The organism is Serratia sp. YWN4 (assembly GCF_055790845.1).
Window position 1 is genome coordinate 4,537,108 of record NZ_CM147696.1, and the last position, 21,806, is coordinate 4,558,913.

Sequence of the window (21,806 nt, forward strand, 5' to 3'; positions counted from 1 at the left end):
ATAACCGAGTCGAATACTGTTTTTTAACCGAGCATTGCTAATCACAGCATTGACAGTGCCCAATGAGAGAGTGTTTATAAACCTATTTTATAACAATGACATAACATGTTCAGAATCTTGTCAATTTGTTTGAATTACCTGCCAAAATGAAACATGCTGAAACAGTCACGTCACTATTCAAGCATTATCCATACATAGTATTAGTCATTTATTATCAATCACTTATCCTTTTCACCCTTGCCAGTTAATGGCCCAAAATAAACCATGACATTATATAGATACTGTGAAACAGTGCGGTTAATTTGCTGAAAAGGAGAATCAGTGTGGGCATTATGTATATTGACCACTCGCCACTGTGCCAACTAGGAATGAAGGCACTGCTGGCACAAGATATTATTTGTTTATCACACCCTTCCATAAGCCTGTTGCGTTCGGAAGAACCTCCCCCGAATCTGGTAATAATGAGCTTCCCCGAACAGATTTATCTTTTTGAAGAGTATCTTCTTTTTCTTGAAAAACTGAGGACGTGTCATCCTAAAATCAAAACGCTGTTTTTCATCGATAAAGCCTCGCCCTTAATCTTGGCGTTGATCGCCCGCGCACATCCGGATGCGTTATTGAATAAGAAAGAAAAGATAAATGTGGTGCTTGAAATGTGCATGCTCTTAATAGAACAAAAAGAACCTGTAGCAAATGGTCATATGTGGGGAACCAAGAAACCGGCGATAATTACGCCCGGTGAAATCATGGTGCTCTGTGAGATAGCGCGTAATACCAGCATTGGTAACATTGCGCAACGCTTGCACCTGCATCCGAAGACCATCTACTCCCATCTGAACAATGCGGGTAAAAAATTCGGCATTCGCAACCGCGTAGAACTGCTGAAAATGATCGCCATGCTGTAACTCGCTTCAGCCGCAGCGCTGGGGAGTCAGTCACAATAAAAAACGGGGAGTGTCTAATGACACTCCCCGTAAACAAACAAAGCCGTTATAACGATTACTGACCTTTAACTTCTTTCAGGCCATTAAACGGTGCGCGGTTGCCCAGCGCTTCTTCGATACGGATCAGTTGGTTGTATTTAGCAACGCGGTCAGAACGGCTCATAGAACCGGTTTTGATCTGGCCAGCCGCAGTACCTACCGCCAGGTCAGCGATGGTAGCATCTTCGGTTTCACCTGAACGGTGAGAGATCACCGCAGTGTAGCCTGCATCTTTTGCCATCTTGATCGCCGCCAGAGTTTCGGTCAAAGAACCGATCTGGTTGAATTTGATCAGGATAGAGTTAGCGATACCTTTATCGATGCCTTCTTTCAGGATCTTGGTGTTGGTAACGAACAGATCGTCACCCACCAGTTGGATCTTGTCGCCCAGCACTTTGGTCTGGTAAGCAAAACCAGCCCAGTCAGATTCATCCAGACCGTCTTCGATAGAAACGATTGGGTACTGTTTGGTCAGATCTTCCAGGAAGTGAGTGAACTCTTCAGAGGTGAAGGCTTTGTTGCCTTCGCCAGCCAGCACATATTTGCCGTCTTTGTAGAATTCAGACGCCGCACAGTCCATCGCCAGGGTAATGTCTTTACCCAGTTCGTAGCCTGCCGCTTTCACCGCTTCAGCGATAACCGCCAGAGCTTCAGCGTTAGAACCCAGGTTTGGCGCGTAGCCACCTTCGTCACCCACCGCCGTGTTCATCCCTTTGGACTTCAGCACTTTTGCCAGGTGATGGAACACTTCAGAACCCATACGCACGGCTTCTTTCAGGGTCTTCGCGCCAACTGGCTGAATCATGAATTCCTGAATGTCGACGTTGTTGTCTGCGTGCTCGCCGCCGTTGATGATGTTCATCATCGGCAGAGGCATAGAGAATTTGCCTGGGGTGCCGTTCAGTTCAGCAATGTGCTCATACAGCGGCATGCCTTTGGAAGCAGCAGCAGCCTTGGCAGCGGCCAGAGAAACCGCCAGGATGGCGTTAGCGCCAAACAGGGATTTGTTCTCAGTACCGTCCAACTCGATCATGATCTTGTCGATGTTAGCCTGGTCTTTGGCATCTTTACCCTGTACTGCCTGAGCAATTGGGCCATTAACCGCAGCAACGGCTTTCAGTACGCCTTTACCCAGGAAACGAGATTTGTCACCGTCACGCAGTTCCAGCGCTTCACGGGAACCGGTAGAAGCCCCTGACGGCGCAGCAGCCAGACCCACGAAACCGCCTTCCAGATGCACTTCGGCTTCAACAGTTGGGTTGCCGCGTGAGTCGATGATTTCACGGCCGATGACTTTCACAATTTTGGACATATGGGTTTTCCTCAAGTCACAAGTTAAACTAAAACTCCAGACAAACAACGCGCGGTTTTGGCCGCGCGTTGCTTACTAAAACTCTTATTTCGCCTGACGCTTCTGATACTCACCCGCCGCTTTGACAAAACCAGCGAACAACGGATGGCCATCACGCGGCGTCGAAGTAAACTCCGGGTGGAACTGGCAAGCAACAAACCACGGATGGTTAGGCAGCTCGATAATCTCAACCAGCTTGTTATCCGCAGAACGACCGGCAACGCGTAAACCTGCGGCCTCGATCTGCTTCAACAGCATGTTGTTAACTTCATAACGGTGACGATGGCGCTCAACGATGGTTGGCTCGCCATACATCTGGCGCACCAGGCTGTGGTCGGTCAAATGACATTGCTGCCCGCCGACGCGCATCGTGCCGCCCAAATCGCTTTCTTCGGTGCGCACTTCAACGTTACCGTCTTCGTCACGCCATTCGGTGATTAACGCCACCACCGGGTACTTGCAGTCTGGCACAAACTCGGTTGAGTTGGCGTTCGCCATGCCCGCGACATGACGGGCAAACTCGATCAGTGCCACTTGCATACCCAGGCAGATACCCAGATAAGGAATGTTATTTTCACGCGCGTACTGCGCGGTCATCACCTTACCTTCCACGCCACGGTAGCCAAAGCCGCCAGGAATCAAAATCGCGTCCAGCCCTTTCAGGACTTCCACACCGCGAGTTTCAACATCCTGCGAATCGATCAGCTTGATATTAACGGTCAAGCGGTTTTTCAGACCACCGTGCTTCAGCGCTTCAATCACCGACTTGTACGCATCCGGCAGTTCGACATATTTGCCGACCATGCCAATGGTCACTTCGCCGCCCGGATTGGCTTCTTCGTAAACCACCTGCTCCCACTCGCTCAGGTTGGCTTCCGGCGCATTGAGATTGAATCGTTTGCAAATATAGTCGTCCAGCCCCTGAGATTTCAATAGGCCTGGGATTTTATAAATAGAATCAATATCTTTCAGCGAGATAACCGCTTTTTCCGGCACGTTGCAGAACAGGGCGATTTTTGCGCGCTCGTTAGCAGGCACGGTGCGATCGGAACGGCAGATCAACACATCCGGCTGGATACCGATGGAGAGCAACTCTTTAACCGAATGCTGGGTTGGTTTGGTTTTCACTTCACCGGCAGCCGCCAGATACGGCACCAGAGTCAGGTGCATATACAGCGTGTGCTCGCGGCCCACTTCAACCGCCATCTGGCGAATCGCTTCCAGGAACGGCAGGGATTCGATATCACCCACGGTGCCGCCGATCTCCACCAGCACCACATCGTGGCCTTCTGCGCCTTCGATAATGCGTTCTTTAATGGCATTGGTGATGTGCGGAATAACCTGTACGGTTGCGCCCAGATAGTCGCCACGGCGTTCTTTACGCAGAACGTCGGAGTAGATACGGCCGGTGGTGAAGTTGTTACGACGCGTCATTTTGGTGCGGATGAAACGCTCGTAGTGACCCAGATCCAGATCGGTTTCTGCGCCGTCTTCGGTGACGAAAACTTCCCCATGCTGAATCGGGCTCATGGTGCCCGGATCCACGTTGATGTACGGGTCCAGTTTCATGATGGTAACGTTGAGGCCACGGGCTTCAAGAATAGCCGCCAGAGAGGCTGCGGCAATGCCTTTACCCAGAGAGGAGACGACCCCGCCGGTCACAAAAATATAATTAGTTGTCATGCTGAACCTGAGAGTTTAGGTTTAAAGACGATGGAAGAACCAGGACGGGAAAGTAGTATACCCGAACCTCTCTAGACCTACAAACGATCGTTTTGCTATCCATCATCTCTGTCACCGCCGTGAGTTCATCCAGGTTTAGTCCGCCAGCCTCACTCTCTCTGCCTTTTTAAAACAACAGGTTAGCTTAAATTTTTGTCGGTAAACTGCCTTCTGCCGTAATAAAACGCCTTACAATTCAGTTTGTTGACTTTTCTGCCACATAATGCGCAATTCAGCAAGATAGGATGGCGAGCTTAACCGTTTCAGCGTGAGCAAACCTTGTTGCCGATCAAACAAGTGATGCGGTTGAGCGCCCAGACTCAGATTAATTTTCCTGTTGTTTCACTTGCTGCCAGGCTTCTTCCATCTGCTCCAGCGTCGCCTGTTCCATCTTCAGACCGCGCTGTTGCACAATCTCTTCAACCTGGCGGAAGCGGCGTTCAAACTTGCGGTTGGCGGCCTGCAAGGCACTTTCTGCCTTATGGCCAAGATGGCGGGAAAGGTTGACCGTGGCAAACAGCAGATCGCCAATCTCTTCTTCCAGCTTCTGCTCATCCACCACCGCCTGCTGCGCTTCGTGCATCACTTCGTCGATCTCTTCGTACACTTTGTCCAGCACCGGGCCCAGCGTATGCCAGTCGAAGCCGACCGTCGCGCAGCGTTTCTGGATTTTGTGGGCTTTCATCAGCGCGGGCAGAGCATTAGGAATATCGTCCAGCGCCGAATGCAGCGCTTTCTCGGCGCGCTCACCGGCCTTCAGTTGCTCCCAACGGGCGGAAACCGCTGCGCTATCGGCGGCATCGGCCTCACCGAAAATGTGCGGATGGCGGCGCTCCAGTTTGTCGCTGATGGCGTTGCAGATCTGGTCGAAATTAAACAGCCCTTGCTCCTGCCCCATCTGGGCATAAAACACCACCTGGAACAACAGATCCCCCAGTTCATCACGCAGATCGGCGTAATCCTGGCGCTCGATGGCGTCCAGCACTTCGTAAGTTTCTTCCAGCGTGTAAGGCGCGATGGTCGCGAAGGTCTGCTGGCGATCCCACGGGCAGCCTGACTGTGGATCGCGCAAGGTTTTCATGATGCTCAGCAGGCGTTGCAGCGGGGTGGATTGGGTCATAGAAAAATCTCTGAATAATCAATGGCCCAGCAAGCTGGGCCATTAGGAAAAAAGGAAAATCACTTACCGTGTAGGCGCTTAGCGTCAATCACATCCGGCAACTGGTTAAGTTTGGCTAACACGCGCCCCAGCACCTGCTGGTTGTAGATTTCGATATCCATATCGATGGTGGCCAACTGCTTTTTGGTATCACTCCTGCTGGCGACGCCCAGCACGTTGACCTTCTCGTTGGCCAGTATCGTGGTGATATCACGCAGCAAGCCGCTGCGATCGTTCGCCACCACGCGCACCACCAGCGAATAGCCGCTGGAGTAGCTCTCGCCCCATACCGCATCAACGATGCGTTCCGGGGCATGGGATTGCAGCTCGGCCAGTTGATCGCAATCCGCCCGGTGGATCGAAATCCCTCGCCCTTGAGTGATAAAGCCAATGATGTCGTCGCCTGGGATCGGCTGGCAGCAGCGCGCAATGTGGTGCATCAGATTGCCGACGCCCTCCACCACTACGCGGCCATTGTCTTTGCTGCGCGTAGCGGCGGATGGCGCTTTCTGCTGGGTCAACTGACGCAGCGCCTGGCGATCCTGCTCTTCGGCGCTCGGCTTGTTGAGCTTGCCTTGCAGGAAATTCACCATCTGATTCAGGCGGATATCCCCACCGCCAATACTCGCCAGCACTTCATCCAGCGAATTGACGTTATAGCGCGGGATCAGCAGCTTCTCGGCCTCTTTCAGGCTGATGCCGAGGTGTTCCAGCTCGTTGTCCAGCATCTGCCGCCCGGCCAGGATGTTTTTGTCACGATCCTGCTTGCGGAACCAGTTGTGGATCTTCGAGCGCCCGCGGCTGGTGGTGATATAGCCGAGGTTCGGGTTCAGCCAGTCGCGGCTTGGGTTCGGCTGTTTCTGGGTGATCACTTCAATCTGATCGCCCATCTGCAACTGATAGGTAAACGGCACGATGCGGCCGCCAATTTTGGCACCGATACAGCGGTGGCCGACGTCGCTGTGAATATGGTAAGCGAAATCGAGCGGCGTTGAGCCCGCCGGTAGATCGATCACATCGCCTTTCGGGGTAAACACGTAAACGCGATCGTCGAACACCTGGCTGCGCACTTCGTCGAGCATTTCGCCCGAATCCGCCATCTCTTCCTGCCAGGCGATCAGCTTACGCAACCAGGCAATACGCTCTTCGTAGCCGGAACGTGCGGTAACGACCGCGCCCTCTTTATACTTCCAGTGCGCGGCCACGCCCAGTTCAGCGTCTTCGTGCATCTGGCGGGTACGGATCTGGATTTCCAGCGTTTTACCCCGCGGCCCAAGCACCACGGTATGGATCGACTGATAGCCGTTGGGTTTCGGGTTGGCGACGTAATCGTCGAACTCATCCGGCAGATGGCGAAAGTGGGTATGCACAATGCCCAGCGCCGCATAGCAATCCTGCAAGCGTTCCACCACCACGCGCACCGCGCGCACATCGAACAATTCATCAAACGCCAGTGACTTTTTCTGCATCTTGCGCCAGATGCTGTAGATATGTTTCGGGCGGCCATAGATTTCGGCCTTGATGCCTTCATCCACCATCGCTTGGTGCAACGCGGCCACGAAATCATCAATAAAATGTTCACGATCGATACGGCGTTCGTGCAGCAATTTGGCAATACGTTTGTATTCGTCTGGGTGCAGATAGCGGAAGCAGAAATCTTCCAGCTCCCATTTCAGTTGGCCGATACCGAGGCGGTTGGCCAGCGGGGCATAGATATTGAAACACTCTTTGGCCGCCAGCACGCGTTCATCTTCCGGCGCGTCTTTGACTTCACGCAGGTGGGCAATCCGCTCCGCCAGCTTGATCACCACGCAGCGAAAATCTTCCACCATCGCCAACAGCATACGGCGCACGTTGTCGACCTGCTCGGAACCCATCGAGTCGTTATGCGTGGCTTTCAGTTGGCGAATGGCGTCCATATCACGCACACCGTGCACCAGCGAAGTAATGCCGGAGCCAAAGGCTTCGGTCAGAATGTCTTCCGGCACGATACCGGCGTCCACCAGCGGGAACAGCAGCGCGGCACGCATGCTGTCGTTATCCATGCTGAGGGTCGAGAGGATTTCCACCATTTCCACGCCGCGCCACAGCAACAGGGGGGCATCAGCATGGCTTTTGGTTTGCTGCTCGCAGTAACGCCAGGTTGCGGCTAATCGCTCACATGACTGCGGGTTAGGTAGCCCCAGGCTGGCAATCCAATCATCAAGAGCGAATTCACCCGCCGTATTCAGATGCGCACTTCTTACCGCAACCATAACTTCTCCCTACTTTGCAGCGACTCCTGGCGTTTTGAGCACCAACGCCATGGATTCAAGATGCCCCGAGTGCGAAAACCTCTCCAACATCCGCACACGGGCAAGACGATAACCGGCGTCCAGTAGCACTTTACTGTCACGTGCCAGCGTCGTGGGGTTACAGGCAACATAAACCCCCCGCTCTGGCGTAATGCTTGTCAGTTAAGGCTAACCAGTTCCCTCTCCCACAGGGAGAGGGAGGCCACACCTTTAGCACCTGCTGCATAATTATGCAGCTTTGCGCTTAACTGACCGGCATTACCGCTCTGGTGCCAGTTTTACACTCTGTGAGATCACTCCAGCCGCACCAATGCGGGCAAGATCCAACGTCACTTTATCAAACCCTTACCGCCTTCCCGATTCTGATGGAAAAACGACAGCTTACTCAGCAAATTCTTATGCGCATTATATTGCCCATTCGCTACCAGCGTAGCAACACCTTCAACGCCTGCCACTGATTACTCATCCCGCAAAATAGATCCAGTATGCGATCATTGGGCGCAATTTCTAGCCATTCAAGGGACTGAACCAGAATTTGCCGATTTATTGCAGCATTAACCTGAATAAAATCGTGCAAACTGAACTCTAAGCGTAGCCGTCAACCTGATCATACGGCGCTTCACCGCACAGTTTTCCGAGCCAATCGCTGCCTGGTGCTAAATAAACTTTACCGGGTCGTCACGCGGCGTTTGGGAGAGTAGAATTGCACCATAATTGTCGATTGAGCGCTGGTTCACTAAGCTAGGATTAGCCCAATTCTCCCACATTGGAATCCCATGACCAAATACAGCCTGCGTGCGCGCATGATGATACTGATCTTGGCACCGACGTTACTGATCGGTCTGTTGCTCAGTACTTTCTTTGTGGTTCACCGCTACAACGAGCTGCAGGAACAATTAGTTGATTCTGGTGCCAGCATCATCGAACCCCTGGCGGTAGCCAGCGAATACGGCATGACGTTCCGCAGCCGCGAATCGGTCAGGCAGTTGGTCAGCCTGTTGCACCGCCGCCATTCCGATATTGTCCGTTCGATTACCGTGTTTGACGCGCAGAACAACCTTTTCGTCACCTCCAATTATCATCACAATTATACCCAGTTGCAGTTGCCGAAAGATGTGCCATTTCCCACCGAACTGATGTTAACCCGGCGCGGCGATTCGTTGATCCTGCGTACGCCGATCCTGTCAGAAAATCCGTATCCAGACGAAACCGCCGGGAACGAAGCACGTGCCGATAACAAACTTGGCTATGTGGCGATCGAACTGGATCTGAAATCGGTACGGCTACAGCAATACAAAGAAGTGTTCGTTTCCAGCATGCTGTTGCTGTTGTGCATGTGTATCGCCGTGCTGTTCGCCTACCGCCTGATGCGCGACGTGACCGGCCCGATCCGCAATATGGTCAACACCGTCGACCGTATCCGCCGGGGCCAGCTCGACAGCCGGGTAGAAGGCTTTATGCTCGGCGAGTTGCATATGCTGAAAAACGGCATCAACTCCATGGCGATGTCGCTGACCGCCTATCACGAAGAGATGCAGCAGAATATCGATCAGGCCACCTCCGATCTGCGCGAAACGCTGGAGCAGATGGAGATCCAGAACGTTGAACTGGATCTGGCCAAAAAACGGGCGCAGGAAGCCGCACGTATCAAGTCTGAATTCCTGGCCAATATGTCCCATGAGTTGCGCACGCCACTCAACGGCGTGATTGGTTTTACCCGCCAGATGCTGAAAACAACGTTGAGCGCCACGCAGATCGACTATCTGCAAACCATTGAGCGTTCAGCCAATAACCTGCTGACCATCATCAATGACGTGCTGGACTTCTCCAAGCTGGAGGCCGGTAAACTGGTGCTGGAGCATATTCCGTTCGCGCTGCGTGAAACGCTGGACGAAGTGATCGTGTTGCTGGCCCCCAGCGCACACGAAAAAGGGCTGGAGCTGACGCTGGATGTGCAAAACGATGTGCCTGAGCAGGTCATTGGTGATTCGCTGCGCCTGCAACAGGTGATCACCAACCTGCTGGGGAATGCCATCAAATTCACCGAAACCGGCAATATTGATATCCGCGTCGAACTGCGCAATCAATTAGAGCGGCAGGTCGAACTGGAAATGCAGATCCACGATACCGGGATTGGCATTTCTGAACGCCAGCAATCGCAACTGTTCCAGGCATTCCGTCAGGCGGATGCCAGCATTTCACGCCGTCATGGCGGCACCGGATTGGGTCTGGTGATCACCCAGAAGCTGGTGAAGGAAATGGGCGGCGATATCTGCTTCTACAGCCAGTTAAACCGGGGTTCAACCTTCTGGTTCCACATTACGCTCGATCTCAATGAGGGCATGCTGTCGCTGCCGCCAAACCTGCCGGATTTACGTGGCAAAATGCTGGCTTACATCGAAGCCAACCCTACTGCCGCTCAGGCGACGATGAACATGCTGAGCGTTACTCAACTGATCGTTACCCATTCACCGACGCTGGGGAAACTGCCGAAAAACGATTACGACTTCCTGCTGGTTGGCGTGCCGATCCCCTATCGCGACAGCATCCCTCAACATCGGAACAAGCTAAACGATGCGCTGAAAATCACCAATCGGGTGATCCTCGCGCTGCCAAGCCAGTCGCAGGTCGATGCCGAAGAAATGAAAAATCTCGGCGCCATTGGTTGCCTGATTAAGCCGATCACCAGCAATCGCCTGTATCCACTGCTGCGTATGGAGAGCCAATATCCGCTGGTTGCGCCACCGGTACGTAAGCTCCTGCCACTGACGGTGATGGCGGTGGATGATAACCCCGCTAACCTGAAACTGATTGGTACCTTACTGGCAGAACAGGTGGAAAATACGCTGCTGTGCGGCAGCGGTGAAGAAGCGATTGCGCTGGCACGCGATAACGTGCTGGATATGATCCTGATGGATATCCAGATGCCGAATATTGATGGCATCCGTGCTGGTGAACTGATCCGCCAGATGCCACATCACAACTCCACGCCGATCGTCGCAGTCACCGCTCATGCGATCAGCGGCGAGCGCGAATATCTGTTGCAGGCGGGCATGGATGATTACCTGGCCAAGCCGATCGACGAAGCCATGCTGACGCAGGTGCTGGCCCGTTACCACACCCACGACATCGTGCAAGAGGTGGTTGCTCCGCGCAATGTATCAGAACAACCCCTGTCATTAGACTGGCAGTTGGCCCTGCGCCAAGCGGCTAACAAAGAAGATTTGGCCAACGATCTGCTCCAGATGCTGGTGGAGTTTCTGCCCGAGGTCAGTGAACGGGTAAGAGCGCTGCTGGAAGGGGAAGTAGACGACAGTATTCTCGATCTGATCCACAAACTGCATGGCAGTTGCAGCTACAGCGGCGTGCCACGCCTCAAACAACTGTGTTACTACCTCGAACAGCAACTGCGCCAAGGCGCCAACAGCCGCGATCTGGAGCCTGAATGGCTGGAGTTGTTGGATGAGATAGAGCTGGTCACTACTGAAGCGCGGTTCCATCTGGAATAGCGTTGTGCCCCTTTCGATCAGAAAGGGGCAGAGCGATTTACTGTTGGGCCAGTTTGATGATCGCGGCAATATTGCGCGCCGTCATGCGCACGTTTTCCCCGGCATTAGCCAATGCCTCTTCCAGCGTGCAGATGCGGGGCAGCACGCTGAACACCGCGTCCAAACCATGCTGATGCACCACGCTGACATCTGAACTCAGGCTACCGGCAATACCAATCACTGGCTTGTGATAACGCTTGGCCACCCTGGCAACACCGATCGGGACTTTGCCGTTGAGGCTTTGGCTATCAATCCGCCCTTCACCGGTGATCACCAAGGTGGCATCGCGCACCAGTTCATCCAGCCCCAAAGCGTCGGTGACAATCTCAATTCCTTGACGCAGTTCCGCCCGGCAGAAGGCCAGCAATGCCGCCCCCATGCCCCCAGCCGCTCCCGCCCCGGCGACCTGCTCAACGTCAATATCCAACCAGTATTTGATCATGCTCGCGTAATGCTGCAAAGCGCGATCCAGTTGTTCAACCATCTGCGGCGTGGCACCTTTCTGCGGGCCAAAAATCGCCGACGCGCCGTTTTTACCGGTCAGTGGATTGGTAACGTCGCAGGCAATCTCAAATTTGCACTGGTGGATACGCGGATCCAGCCCGCTGATATCAATGCTCGCCAACCCAGCCAAGGCTGCGCCACCAAAACCCAATTCTTCCCCTTGGCTGTCCAGCAATCGGGCACCCAATGCCTGAACCATGCCCGCACCGCCGTCGTTGGTAGCGCTGCCACCGATGCCGATAATGCAATGCTGAACGCCCTGATCCAGCGCACAGCGAATCAGTTCACCGGTGCCGTAAGAGGTGGTTTTCAGCGGGTTGCGCCGTGGCCCCGGCACCAACTCCAACCCGCTGGCCGCCGCCATTTCGATAAAAGCGCTTTGCCCATCGCCGGATAAACCAAAAAAAGCCATCACCTTCTCACCCAATGGCCCGGTGACTTCCACGTCGATCTTACGGCCCGAGGTAGCGGCAACCATCACCTCCACCGTTCCCTCACCCCCGTCCGCCATTGGCAGCTTCAGGTAGCTGGCCTGCGGGAAAATTTCCCGAAATCCCGCCTCAATACACGAGGCGACTTCAAACGCAGACAGGCTCTCTTTGTATGAATCCGGCGCAATCACTATTTTCATAAGCTATCAACTCCCAAGCGACCGATCGATAAGGGCCGAGCATCCAGCCCCATCGGATTTAACGGGCGCGACATCGGATCCCCTTATCGGGTGACCTCTGCCTTGGCCAATTTCTCGTAATAGCACGCCAGTGCGCTGTGATCGGCATTGCCAAGGCCATCGGCACGCAGTGCCTGCATCATTTCCATCACCGCAGCGGTCAGCGGCAACTGGGCACCCACGCTATGAGAAGTATCCAACGCATTAGCCAGATCTTTAATGTGCAGATCGATGCGGAAACCCGGTTTGAAATTGCGATCCATCACCATCGGCGCTTTGGCATCCAATACCGTGCTACCCGCCAGCCCGCCGCGGATCGCCTGATACACCAGATCCGGGTTCACCCCGGCTTTGGTCGCCAGCACCAGTGCTTCCGACATCGCCGCAATATTCAGCGCGACGATCACCTGATTCGCCAGTTTGGTCACATTACCGGCACCAATATCACCAGTATGCACCACCGAACCGGCCATGGTTTTCATTACTTCAAAACAGCGCTCGAAAACCTCTTTGTCGCCACCGACCATCACCGACAGCGTAGCATCTATCGCCTTGGGTTCACCGCCGCTCACCGGGGCATCGAGCATGGCAATCTGTTTGGCGGCCAGGGCGGTGCTGATTTCACGGCTCGCCAGCGGTGCAATGGAGCTCATGTCGATCAGCACGGTGCCGGCTTTAGCCCCCTCAATAATGCCGTTTTCCCCCAGGGCGACTTCCCGCACCTGCGGTGAGTTTGGCAGCATGGTAATCACGATATCACTTTGTGCCGCCACGGCCTTCGGCGTTGCGGCCACATCAGCACCCAATTCGACCAACTCAGCCACCACGTCGGTATTACGATCCATCACTACCAGTGAATAACCTGCCTTCAGCAGGTTTTTGCTCATGGGTTTGCCCATGATACCCAGGCCAATAAATCCGATTTTCATCCTAATTCCCCTTATTTACCGCTGTGTTTAAAACGATCGCACAATGCCTGTGTGGCATTGCGGAAAACGCCGAGATCGCTGCCAACCGCTACAAAGCGGGCTCCCCATTCCAGATAACGGCGGGCATCGGCTTCAGCCGGGGCCAGAATGCCGCTGGCTTTACCGTGCGCACTGGCGCGCTCGAAAATATGGCGGATCACCGCCTGCACTTCTGGGTGATTCGGCTGGCCGAGATAGCCCAGCGCCGCAGAAAGATCCCCCGGCCCGACAAAGATGCCGTCAACCCCTGGGACTGTGGCAATAGCATCCAGGTTATCCACCCCCAGTTGGCTTTCGATCTGCACCAGAACGGCGATCTGCTCGTTAATCTGAGCAAAATAATCCGGTACGGTGCCGTAACCGTTACTGCGGTGCGCAACCGACACACCGCGGATACCGGCGGGTGGATAGCGGGTTGACGCTACCGCCTGTTGCGCCTGTTCAGCGCTTTCCACAAACGGGATCAAGAAGTTGTAAAAGCCGATATCCAGCAGGCGCTTGATGATGATCGGTTCGTTGCACGGCGGGCGCACCACCGCCGCGCTGTGGCTGCCTTTCAGCGCCATCAGTTGCGGCACAAACGTGCCGATATCATTCGGTGCGTGTTCGCCATCCAGCACCAGCCAGTCGAAACCAGCCAGCCCCAACACTTCGGTGGAGATCGGGTTGGCGAGTGCCGACCAGCAGCCGATCAGGGTTTCCCCCTCAAGCAGCGACTGGCGAAAACGGTTATGGCAGCTATTCATGGAGTTTCCTCTGCTCAAAAAATAATTAACGAACCAGGCACGGACGCTTGTTATCAAAGACCCAGTTAGGGATCAGATACTGCATACCCTGCGCATCGTCACGCGCGCCCAGCCCATGTTTTTTATAAAGCTCATGGCCCTGCATCAACCGATCCTGATCCAGTTCGATCCCCAGCCCCGGCCGTTGTGGAACCGCCACGCGGCCCCCGACGATCTGCAACGGTTCCCGCGTCAGGCGCTGGTTGCCCTCCTGCCAAATCCAATGAGTATCGATCGCCGCAATGTTGCCCGGTGCCGCTGCCGCCACGTGGGTGAACATCGCCAGAGAAATATCGAAGTGGTTATTAGAGTGTGAACCCCAGGTCAGGCCGAACTCGTGGCACATCTGCGCCACCCGTACCGAGCCCTGCATGGTCCAGAAGTGGGGATCGGCCAACGGAATATCGACCGACTGCAATTGCAGCGTGTGGCCCATCTGCCGCCAATCGGTGGCGATCATGTTAGTGGCCGTCGGTAGCCCGGTAGCGCGGCGGAATTCCGCCATCACTTCCCGGCCAGAGAACCCTTGTTCTGCGCCGCAAGGATCTTCGGCGTAAGCCAGCACATGGCGCAGCTGTTTGCCGAGCGCGATCGCTTCCTTCAGCGACCAGGCACCGTTAGGATCAAGGGTAATACGCGCCTCAGGGAAGCGCTGCGCCAGCGCCGTGACCGCCTCCGCTTCTTCACTGCCCGCCAGCACGCCACCTTTCAGCTTGAAATCGTTGAAGCCATATTTCTCGTAGGCCGCTTCCGCCAGGCGCACAATACTTTGTGGCGTCAGCGCCTCTTCATGGCGCAGGCGATACCAGTCGCAGGCTTCAGCGGGCTGGCTCTGGTAAGGCAGCGGCGTTTTATTGCGATCGCCGATATAGAACAGATAACCGAGCATCTCGACCGAATCACGCTGCTGCCCGTCACCCAACAGTGCGGCCACTGGCACATGGAGGAATTGGCCCAGCAGATCCAGCATCGCCGCCTCAATCCCGGTGACCACATGAATCGTGGTACGCAGGTCGAAAGTCTGTAGGCCGCGCCCGGTCGCATCGCGATCGGCAAAACGGTTACGCACCTCGTTCATGACGTTCTTGTATTCACCGAGGGTTTTACCCACCACCAGCGATTGCGCCTCTTCCAGAGTTTGACGGATTTTCTCGCCCCCTGGAATTTCGCCCAACCCGGTGTTACCGGCGTTATCCTGCAAGATCACGATATTACGGGTGAAGAACGGCGCATGGGCGCCACTGAGATTAAGCAGCATACTGTCGTGACCGGCGACCGGCACAACCTGCATGGAGGTAATTTTTGGTGCGGTATTCATCGTCCACTCCTTGTCATAGGTTTCAATTCAATACGTTTGATATCACCGACAATAAACAGGTAGCTGGCCACCGCCATGAGCGCATGAATGCCGACATACACCAGCGCACCATTGAACGACCCGGTAGTGCCGATGATGTATCCGATGGCGATCGGTGTAACGATGCCGGAAATATTGCCGAACATATTGAACAGCCCCCCGCTCAACCCGCTGATTTCTTTCGGTGCGGTATCGGCCATCACGGCCCAGCCTAAAGCCCCCAGCCCTTTACCGAAGAACGCGGCGGCCATAATGCCCACCACCATCCATTCGGTATCGACGTAGTTGCAGAAAATCATCGACATCGACAACAGCATGCCCAGCACGATCGGTGTTTTACGGGCGAAGGTCAGTGACTGGGTGCGGCGCATCAGGTAATCGGAAATCACGCCGCCGAGCACTCCACCGATAAAACCGCAGATTGCCGGAACCGAAGCGACAAAACCTGCCTTGAGGATCGACATGCCACGCGCCTGCACCAGATACACCGGGAACCAGGTGATAAAAAAGTAGGTCATGGCGTTGATGCAGTATTGGCCGATATACACGCCAATCATCATGCGTGACTGCAATAGCTGCTTGATCTGGAACCACTTCTCGCCTTTGACCTTCTGCTGTTTTTTCTGTTGCTGATCCATGTTGATCAAGGCACCACCGGCTTCGATGTAATCCAGTTCGGCCTGGTTGATGCTCGGGTGATCTTTAGGATCGTGCAGCACTTTGAGCCAGACAAAGCTCAGGATGATGCCCAATCCCCCCATAAAGAAGAAGACGTGTGACCAACCCACCGCATGCGTCAACCAGCCCATGATCGGCGCGAAGATCACCGTGGCAAAGTATTGTGCCGAGTTGAAGATCGCTACCGCAGTGCCGCGCTCATGGGCGGGGAACCAGGCAGCCACAATCCGGCTGTTGCCGGGGAAGGATGGCGCCTCCGCCAGGCCGACCAGGAAGCGCAGTGCAAACAGCGCGACCACGATGCCAAAACCGCTGAAGATATCAACGAAGCCTTGCAACAAGGTAAACAGCGACCAGATGAAGATGCTCCAGAAATAAACCCGTTTCGAACCGAAGCGATCCAGCAGCCAGCCACCGGGGATCTGCCCGATCACATAAGCCCAGGAAAACGCCGAGAAGATATAGCCCATCCCAACCGGATCGAGGCCAATATCCTGGGCCATCGAAGTACCGGCAATAGACAGCGTGGCGCGATCGCCATAGTTGAATGAGGTGACGATAAACAACATCACCACGATCCAATAACGCTTATTAGTTCTTTTTATTATTGCACTGCTCTCAGTGCTGACTGTAGACATGATGCTCTCCTGAATGATAGCCGTAGCTATATTCATCCTGAACGATTCTCAGAACGAAATGGTTTAATTAATTGCGGCCTGTTTGAGCAATTCGATTAATATAAATCCGGCGCTGGCAATTTTTAAACGCAATAAATCCTGCTGGTATCAAAGTATAGAGATCAGGCCACGCAGACTCATCGGGCAATACCCCAATAATTCCGACAATATCAGGGGTAATTTGTGGCATCTGCCCAAAATGGCGTTGGCTGGCTCACGGAATCACCTACCGCCCGCCGCGGCGTGAGCCATCTCACAGCCAACTGGACCAATGCCAAAGAATAGCGCTCAGAAACCACAGAATATAGGTCATCTGCATAATGCCTGGCAGACCGGTGAACGCTATAATTCTCCACGAGCAAGACTTTCGATTATGACTTACGGCGCACAATATAAACCCGATACTTTTCAAGTTGCGGCTTGCAAGATAATGGGGATAACAGGTTAGGGTATGTGAGGTTTCAATGTCCGAAGTTAATCGTATTAAAGAAACACCGCTATATATAAAAGTTCACCCGCAGGATAACGTGGCTATTGTAGTCAATAATAACGGACTGGCTAAAGGAGAAATATTCCCCTGTGGGCTGACGTTATTGGAGCATATTCCGCAGGGGCACAAAGTGGCGTTGCAGAATATCCCTGAAGGTGGCGATATCCTGCGCTACGGCGAGGTGATCGGTTTTGCTCAGCGAGATATCCTCCGTGGCAGTTGGATTGACGAGTCGCTGGTGACGCTACCGCCTGCACCCGAACTGGCCAGCCTACCGCTCGCTAACCAGGTGCCGCAGACATTGCCCCCCTTGGAAGGCTATACCTTCGAAGGTTACCGCAATGCTGATGGCAGCGTTGGCAGCAAAAACCTGCTGGGCATTACCACCAGCGTACACTGCGTAGCCGGTGTGGTGGATTATGTGGTGAAAATCATTGAACGCGACCTGCTGGCGAAATACCCGAACGTTGACGGCGTGGTGGGCCTGAATCACCTTTACGGCTGCGGCGTCGCCATCAATGCGCCCGCCGCGGTGGTGCCGATCCGCACCATCCATAACTTGGCGCTCAACCCTAACTTTGGTGGCGAAGTGATGGTGGTGGGCCTCGGTTGCGAAAAACTACAGCCCGAACGCCTGCTGTTAGGCACCGAAGATGTGCAGCCGATCTCGCTGGATGAAAATCATATCGTTCGCCTACAGGATGAGAAGCATATCGGTTTTCAGGCGATGGTGAGCGATATCCTGCGCGTCGCCGAACAGCATCTGCAACGACTGAACCGCCGCCAACGGGAAACCGTTCCCGCATCAGAACTGGTGGTGGGTATGCAATGCGGCGGCAGCGATGCGTTTTCCGGGGTCACCGCCAACCCGGCGGTAGGCTTTGCCTCCGACTTACTGGTGCGCTGTGGTGCCACCGTGATGTTCTCAGAAGTGACCGAGGTACGCGATGCGGTTCACCTGCTGACGCCACGGGTCGTCGATGAGCAGGTTGGCAAGCGCTTACTGGAGGAGATGGCCTGGTACGATGATTACCTCAGCAGTGGCCAAACCGATCGCAGTGCCAACCCCTCTCCGGGCAACAAAAAAGGCGGCTTGGCAAACGTGGTGGAAAAAGCGCTGGGTTCGATCGCCAAGTCCGGCAGCAGTGCGATTGTCGAAGTGCTGTCCCCCGGCCAGCGCCCCACTAAACGCGGCCTGATTTATGCCGCCACTCCTGCCAGCGACTTTGTTTGTGGCACCCAGCAGTTGGCGTCCGGCATCACGGTGCAGGTGTTCACTACCGGCCGGGGAACCCCCTACGGCTTGACTGCCGTGCCGGTCATCAAGATGGCCACGCGCAGCGCACTGGCAGAACGCTGGCACGACCTGATCGATATCAACGCAGGCACCATCGCCACCGGTGAAGCCACCATTGAGCAGGTGGGCTGGGAGCTGTTTGAACTTATTCTGGCGATCGCCAGTGGGCGGAAGAAAACCTGGTCGGATCAATGGGGGCTGTACAACGCGTTGGCGGTATTTAACCCTGCGCCGGTGACCTGAACCATACCCCGCAGTTGAGCGCCGCTGGCGGCCGGTCAACTGCGGGATACCACTCAGTTATCATTCAGTTGCAAACCGACATACAGCAGCAGACGCGCATCAAAATTAGCCAGGTTCAACCCGGTCAGTTCTGAAATGCGGTTCAAACGATATTCCAGCGTATTGCGGTGGATATAGAGCGCTTTGGCGGTGGCAATAGGTTGCACGTTGTTCAGGAACCAGGCATTCAAGGTACGCAACAGTAGACCGTTGCTGTCCATGGCCTTCAGACGTTCCAGTGGCCGTGCCAATTCATCAGCCTGCCAACCGCTGCGCAGGCTGCCCAACAATACTGGCAGCATCAGATCCTGATAGTAATAAGCCCGTTGGCCCGGCATGCGCTGCTTGCCAACCGCCATGGTAGTACGCGCCGTGCGGTAAGAACGCACCAGACTGCCTGGGCCACTGAAATAGTTACCCAGCGCAATACGCACGCGCAAACGGCTACTTTCCTTCATACGTGACAACAGGTTTTCTACCCGCCGCCGATGATTTTCCGCATCCCATTGCCCATGGTTATTCAACGCTGGCTTAAGTACCACCATCTCGCTGAGGGAAACGATGGCAATCAGATTGTCACGCTCCGGCATCGTCAGCAAAGCCTGTAGCTGCTGCAATTCGGCCATGGCGCTGTCTACCCCCAGTTGACCACTGTCAACCTCGACGACCGCCGCAACGCGAGGTTGGTCAGGATCAATGCCCAATCGGTGCGCCCACTCCATCAGGGCGGGTGACAGTTCCTCGGTGCGGATCAGATTGAGCACCAGCTCTTCGCGAAAGCGGCTGTCCTGCGCCAGTATGCTCATCAGGCGTGCCTGTTCCAGCATCATCTCTGCGGTCATACAGACCAGTTCACCGAACTGGCGCAGCTGTGCCGGATTACCGGTCAGGCCGATAACCCCAACAATTTTACCGTTGATACGCAATGGCAAGTTAATGCCGGGGCGAACACCGTGCAAATGGCGGGCAACGGCATCGTCAATATCCACCACTCTGGCCTGTGATAGCACCAGTAATGCCCCTTCATGCAGCTCCCCCAAGCGTTCATGATCGCCGCTGCCGATAATGCGGCCACGGGTATCCATTACATTGACGTTGCTGTCAATGATTTGCATGGTACGAGTGACAATTTCCTTGGCTAGTGTGGCATCGAGATGATATTCCGCCATTGCGTCTTGTCCCTATCGGATATTACACAGGCAGCCAGCATACCGGGGCACCTGCCCCTGAACATTGTGCATATGCACGAATACGGTTTAAACATGATGTTAATTGTGCTGCAACTCACAATTTAGCCGCATAAAAAAGGCACGCCGTAGCGTGCCCTGTGTGGTAACGAGAAAGACTTACTGCATCAGCAGATACAGCGTCGAGTCGCCACGTTGAATGTTCAGCGCCAGCACTGAAGGTTTGCTGTCGAGGATTTTACGCAGTTCACCCAGGTTCTCTACCGGCTGCTGGTTCACACCGAGGATCAGGTCACCTTTCTTCAGGCCAATGCGCGCCGCAGCACTGCCAGCCTTCACATTGTCCACTTTCACCCCTTTCTGAGGGCCGGTGCCGTTGCTCAGTTCAGCGCCTTCGATACCGGTATAGATATTGCCGGATTCAACCTGAGCCTGGCTGCTTTGTTCCAGCGTCAGTTCAACCGTCAACGGTTTGCCGTCACGGATCAGGCCCAGCGACATTTTGGTGCCAATTGGCAGGGTGCCGACTTCCGCACGGAACGAAGCAAAGCTGGAAATCGCTTTACCGTTCAGAGTTACGATCACGTCACCCGCCTTGATACCGGCTTTCTCAGCGGAAGACTTCGGCATCACCTGGCTGATGAACGCGCCACGCTGGGCATCAACCTTCATCGCCTGCGCCAGTTCGGAGTTCAGTTCCGTTCCCATAATCCCCAGTTCGCCGCGTTTCACCTGGCCGAACTCCACCATTTGCGCCGTCAGGTTTTTCACCATATTGCTTGGGATTGCAAAGCCGATACCGATGTTGCCGCCGTCTGGGGCCAGAATCGCGGTGTTGATACCGATCAGTTCACCGTTCAGGTTCACCAGCGCACCGCCGGAGTTGCCACGGTTAATTGCCGCGTCGGTCTGGATAAAGTTCTCGTAGTTTTCGATATTCAAACCGCTACGCCCCAGCGCAGAAACGATACCGGAAGTCACCGTTTCCCCCAGGCCATACGGGTTACCGATCGCCACGGTGTAGTCACCTACACGCAATTGCTCGGAATCTGCCATCTTGATGGCCGTCAGGTTTTTGGCTTCTTTCAGTTGGATCAGCGCGATATCGGAGCGCGGATCCTTGCCAATCACTTTAGCTTCAAAGCGGCGGCCATCGCTCAACTGCACCTGGATCTTGCTGGCGTTGTCTACCACGTGGTTGTTGGTCACCACATACCCTTTGGCGGCATCGATGATCACACCGGAACCCAGTGCCTTAAAGGTTTCTTTGGTGCCCTGATCGCCACCAGGGCCACCTTGGCCCCCCTGACACATCGGTGAGCCTTGGAATGGCGAACCGTCCTGGCAGAACGGTGAATCTTCGCCAAAGAACTGCTGGAACTGTTGCGGCATTCTCTGTTGTGCGCTCACCGGAGCGCTGCCTTCAACGTTGATGCTCACTACGGAAGGCATCACTTTTTCCAGCATCGGGGCCAGACTCGGCAATTGCTGCATGCTAGGGGAAGCAGATGCAGTTTCTGCGGCGTTGGCGATCGCTACCGGCCCCAGAGTCAAACCAATGCTGAATGCCAGTGCGCTTAAAACTAATACGGTTTTTTTCATCTGTATGTCTCTTTAAAGTCGTTCAGGAAATACTGCGAATTTGTGCCTATTAAGAGCGTATTAAAACACCGAAGTTCCGGCCCTGAGCGGTAGCTAATAGTAAACAAATATTGTCCGTCTTTACAAAACTCGAAATAATACTTCACGCTTGCCATGACGACTGTAAAATAAGACATTTCGTAGTGAGTTTATACCCAAAATAATTCGAGTTGCTTGTAGGCGGCAACTGAGCGAAGCCCCAGGAGCTTACTC

Annotated in this window: 14 protein-coding genes and 1 pseudogene; 3 read left to right on the top strand and 12 right to left on the bottom strand. The window is 54.5% G+C overall.

Annotation, left to right across the window (positions count from 1 at the left end; all coding sequences use genetic code 11):
* Positions 1-332: 332 nt before the first annotated feature.
* Positions 333-905 (top strand): response regulator transcription factor, encoded by a 573-nt coding sequence (locus tag ACX9GT_RS21010; protein WP_473191657.1) that lies wholly within the window; start codon positions 333-335, stop codon positions 903-905.
* 94 nt (positions 906-999) lie between these two features.
* On the opposite strand, the gene eno is transcribed toward ACX9GT_RS21010, so the two are convergent.
* The 5 genes and pseudogenes from eno to ACX9GT_RS21035 form a co-directional block, all read right to left on the bottom strand.
* Positions 1,000-2,295: a phosphopyruvate hydratase gene (gene eno, locus ACX9GT_RS21015; RefSeq protein ID WP_473188550.1), complete on the bottom strand. Its 1,296-nt coding sequence runs from the start codon at positions 2,293-2,295 to the stop codon at positions 1,000-1,002.
* Between the two features lie 84 nt (positions 2,296-2,379).
* Positions 2,380-4,017: a glutamine hydrolyzing CTP synthase gene (pyrG, locus tag ACX9GT_RS21020; RefSeq protein WP_473188551.1), complete on the bottom strand. Its 1,638-nt coding sequence runs from the start codon at positions 4,015-4,017 to the stop codon at positions 2,380-2,382.
* A gap of 364 nt (positions 4,018-4,381) precedes the next feature.
* Positions 4,382-5,176, bottom strand: a complete 795-nt coding sequence (gene mazG / locus ACX9GT_RS21025; RefSeq protein WP_473188552.1) for a nucleoside triphosphate pyrophosphohydrolase — start codon at positions 5,174-5,176, stop codon at positions 4,382-4,384.
* A gap of 59 nt (positions 5,177-5,235) precedes the next feature.
* Positions 5,236-7,470, bottom strand: coding sequence for a GTP diphosphokinase (gene relA, locus ACX9GT_RS21030; protein ID WP_473188553.1), 2,235 nt, complete (start codon positions 7,468-7,470; stop codon positions 5,236-5,238).
* A gap of 9 nt (positions 7,471-7,479) precedes the next feature.
* Positions 7,480-8,127, bottom strand: a pseudogene (locus tag ACX9GT_RS21035) (hypothetical protein); the annotation flags it as partial.
* 158 nt (positions 8,128-8,285) lie between these two features.
* Between ACX9GT_RS21035 and barA the strand changes: the two are divergent.
* Positions 8,286-11,018, top strand: coding sequence for a two-component sensor histidine kinase BarA (gene barA / locus ACX9GT_RS21040; RefSeq protein WP_473188554.1), 2,733 nt, complete (start codon positions 8,286-8,288; stop codon positions 11,016-11,018).
* Between the two features lie 37 nt (positions 11,019-11,055).
* Here barA and ACX9GT_RS21045 read toward each other — a convergent pair whose 3' ends face one another.
* From ACX9GT_RS21045 to ACX9GT_RS21065, 5 genes are all read right to left on the bottom strand, one after another.
* Positions 11,056-12,192, bottom strand: a complete 1,137-nt coding sequence (locus ACX9GT_RS21045) for a glycerate kinase (RefSeq protein ID WP_473188555.1) — start codon at positions 12,190-12,192, stop codon at positions 11,056-11,058.
* Positions 12,193-12,275: 83 nt separating this feature from the next.
* Positions 12,276-13,166 (bottom strand): 2-hydroxy-3-oxopropionate reductase, encoded by an 891-nt coding sequence (gene garR, locus ACX9GT_RS21050; RefSeq protein WP_473191658.1) that lies wholly within the window; start codon positions 13,164-13,166, stop codon positions 12,276-12,278.
* Positions 13,167-13,171: 5 nt separating this feature from the next.
* On the bottom strand, positions 13,172-13,945 hold the full coding sequence (gene garL, locus ACX9GT_RS21055; protein ID WP_473188556.1) for a 2-dehydro-3-deoxyglucarate aldolase: 774 nt from the start codon (positions 13,943-13,945) through the stop codon (positions 13,172-13,174).
* Between the two features lie 25 nt (positions 13,946-13,970).
* A complete protein-coding gene (gene gudD, locus ACX9GT_RS21060) occupies positions 13,971-15,302 on the bottom strand; it encodes a glucarate dehydratase (RefSeq protein ID WP_459401328.1) in 1,332 nt (443 codons plus the stop codon).
* Entirely contained in the window at positions 15,299-16,657 is a 1,359-nt protein-coding gene (locus tag ACX9GT_RS21065) for an MFS transporter (RefSeq protein ID WP_473188557.1), read from the bottom strand. Before ACX9GT_RS21065 ends, gudD begins: the two co-directional genes overlap by 4 nt.
* A gap of 503 nt (positions 16,658-17,160) precedes the next feature.
* Here ACX9GT_RS21065 and garD point away from each other — a divergent pair.
* On the top strand, positions 17,161-18,726 hold the full coding sequence (garD, locus tag ACX9GT_RS21070) for a galactarate dehydratase (RefSeq protein ID WP_459401326.1): 1,566 nt from the start codon (positions 17,161-17,163) through the stop codon (positions 18,724-18,726).
* Positions 18,727-18,779: 53 nt separating this feature from the next.
* Here garD and ACX9GT_RS21075 read toward each other — a convergent pair whose 3' ends face one another.
* Positions 18,780-19,934 (bottom strand): CdaR family transcriptional regulator, encoded by a 1,155-nt coding sequence (locus ACX9GT_RS21075; protein WP_473188558.1) that lies wholly within the window; start codon positions 19,932-19,934, stop codon positions 18,780-18,782.
* A gap of 177 nt (positions 19,935-20,111) precedes the next feature.
* A complete protein-coding gene (gene degP / locus ACX9GT_RS21080; RefSeq protein WP_473188559.1) occupies positions 20,112-21,554 on the bottom strand; it encodes a serine endoprotease DegP in 1,443 nt (480 codons plus the stop codon).
* Between the last annotated feature and the right edge of the window lie 252 nt (positions 21,555-21,806).

Excerpts from the sequence above, each read along its gene's own strand:
- ACX9GT_RS21010 (WP_473191657.1), top strand. The coding sequence starts at position 333 with ATGTATATTGACCACTCGCCACTGTGCCAACTAGGAATGAAGGCACTG.
- eno (WP_473188550.1), bottom strand. The coding sequence starts at position 2,295 with ATGTCCAAAATTGTGAAAGTCATCGGCCGTGAAATCATCGACTCACGC.
- pyrG (WP_473188551.1), bottom strand. The coding sequence starts at position 4,017 with ATGACAACTAATTATATTTTTGTGACCGGCGGGGTCGTCTCCTCTCTG.
- mazG (WP_473188552.1), bottom strand. The coding sequence starts at position 5,176 with ATGACCCAATCCACCCCGCTGCAACGCCTGCTGAGCATCATGAAAACC.
- relA (WP_473188553.1), bottom strand. The coding sequence starts at position 7,470 with ATGGTTGCGGTAAGAAGTGCGCATCTGAATACGGCGGGTGAATTCGCT.
- barA (WP_473188554.1), top strand. The coding sequence starts at position 8,286 with ATGACCAAATACAGCCTGCGTGCGCGCATGATGATACTGATCTTGGCA.
- ACX9GT_RS21045 (WP_473188555.1), bottom strand. The coding sequence starts at position 12,192 with ATGAAAATAGTGATTGCGCCGGATTCATACAAAGAGAGCCTGTCTGCG.
- garL (WP_473188556.1), bottom strand. The coding sequence starts at position 13,945 with ATGAATAGCTGCCATAACCGTTTTCGCCAGTCGCTGCTTGAGGGGGAA.
- gudD (WP_459401328.1), bottom strand. The coding sequence starts at position 15,302 with ATGAATACCGCACCAAAAATTACCTCCATGCAGGTTGTGCCGGTCGCC.
- ACX9GT_RS21065 (WP_473188557.1), bottom strand. The coding sequence starts at position 16,657 with ATGTCTACAGTCAGCACTGAGAGCAGTGCAATAATAAAAAGAACTAAT.
- garD (WP_459401326.1), top strand. The coding sequence starts at position 17,161 with ATGTCCGAAGTTAATCGTATTAAAGAAACACCGCTATATATAAAAGTT.
- ACX9GT_RS21075 (WP_473188558.1), bottom strand. The coding sequence starts at position 19,934 with ATGGCGGAATATCATCTCGATGCCACACTAGCCAAGGAAATTGTCACT.
- degP (WP_473188559.1), bottom strand. The coding sequence starts at position 21,554 with ATGAAAAAAACCGTATTAGTTTTAAGCGCACTGGCATTCAGCATTGGT.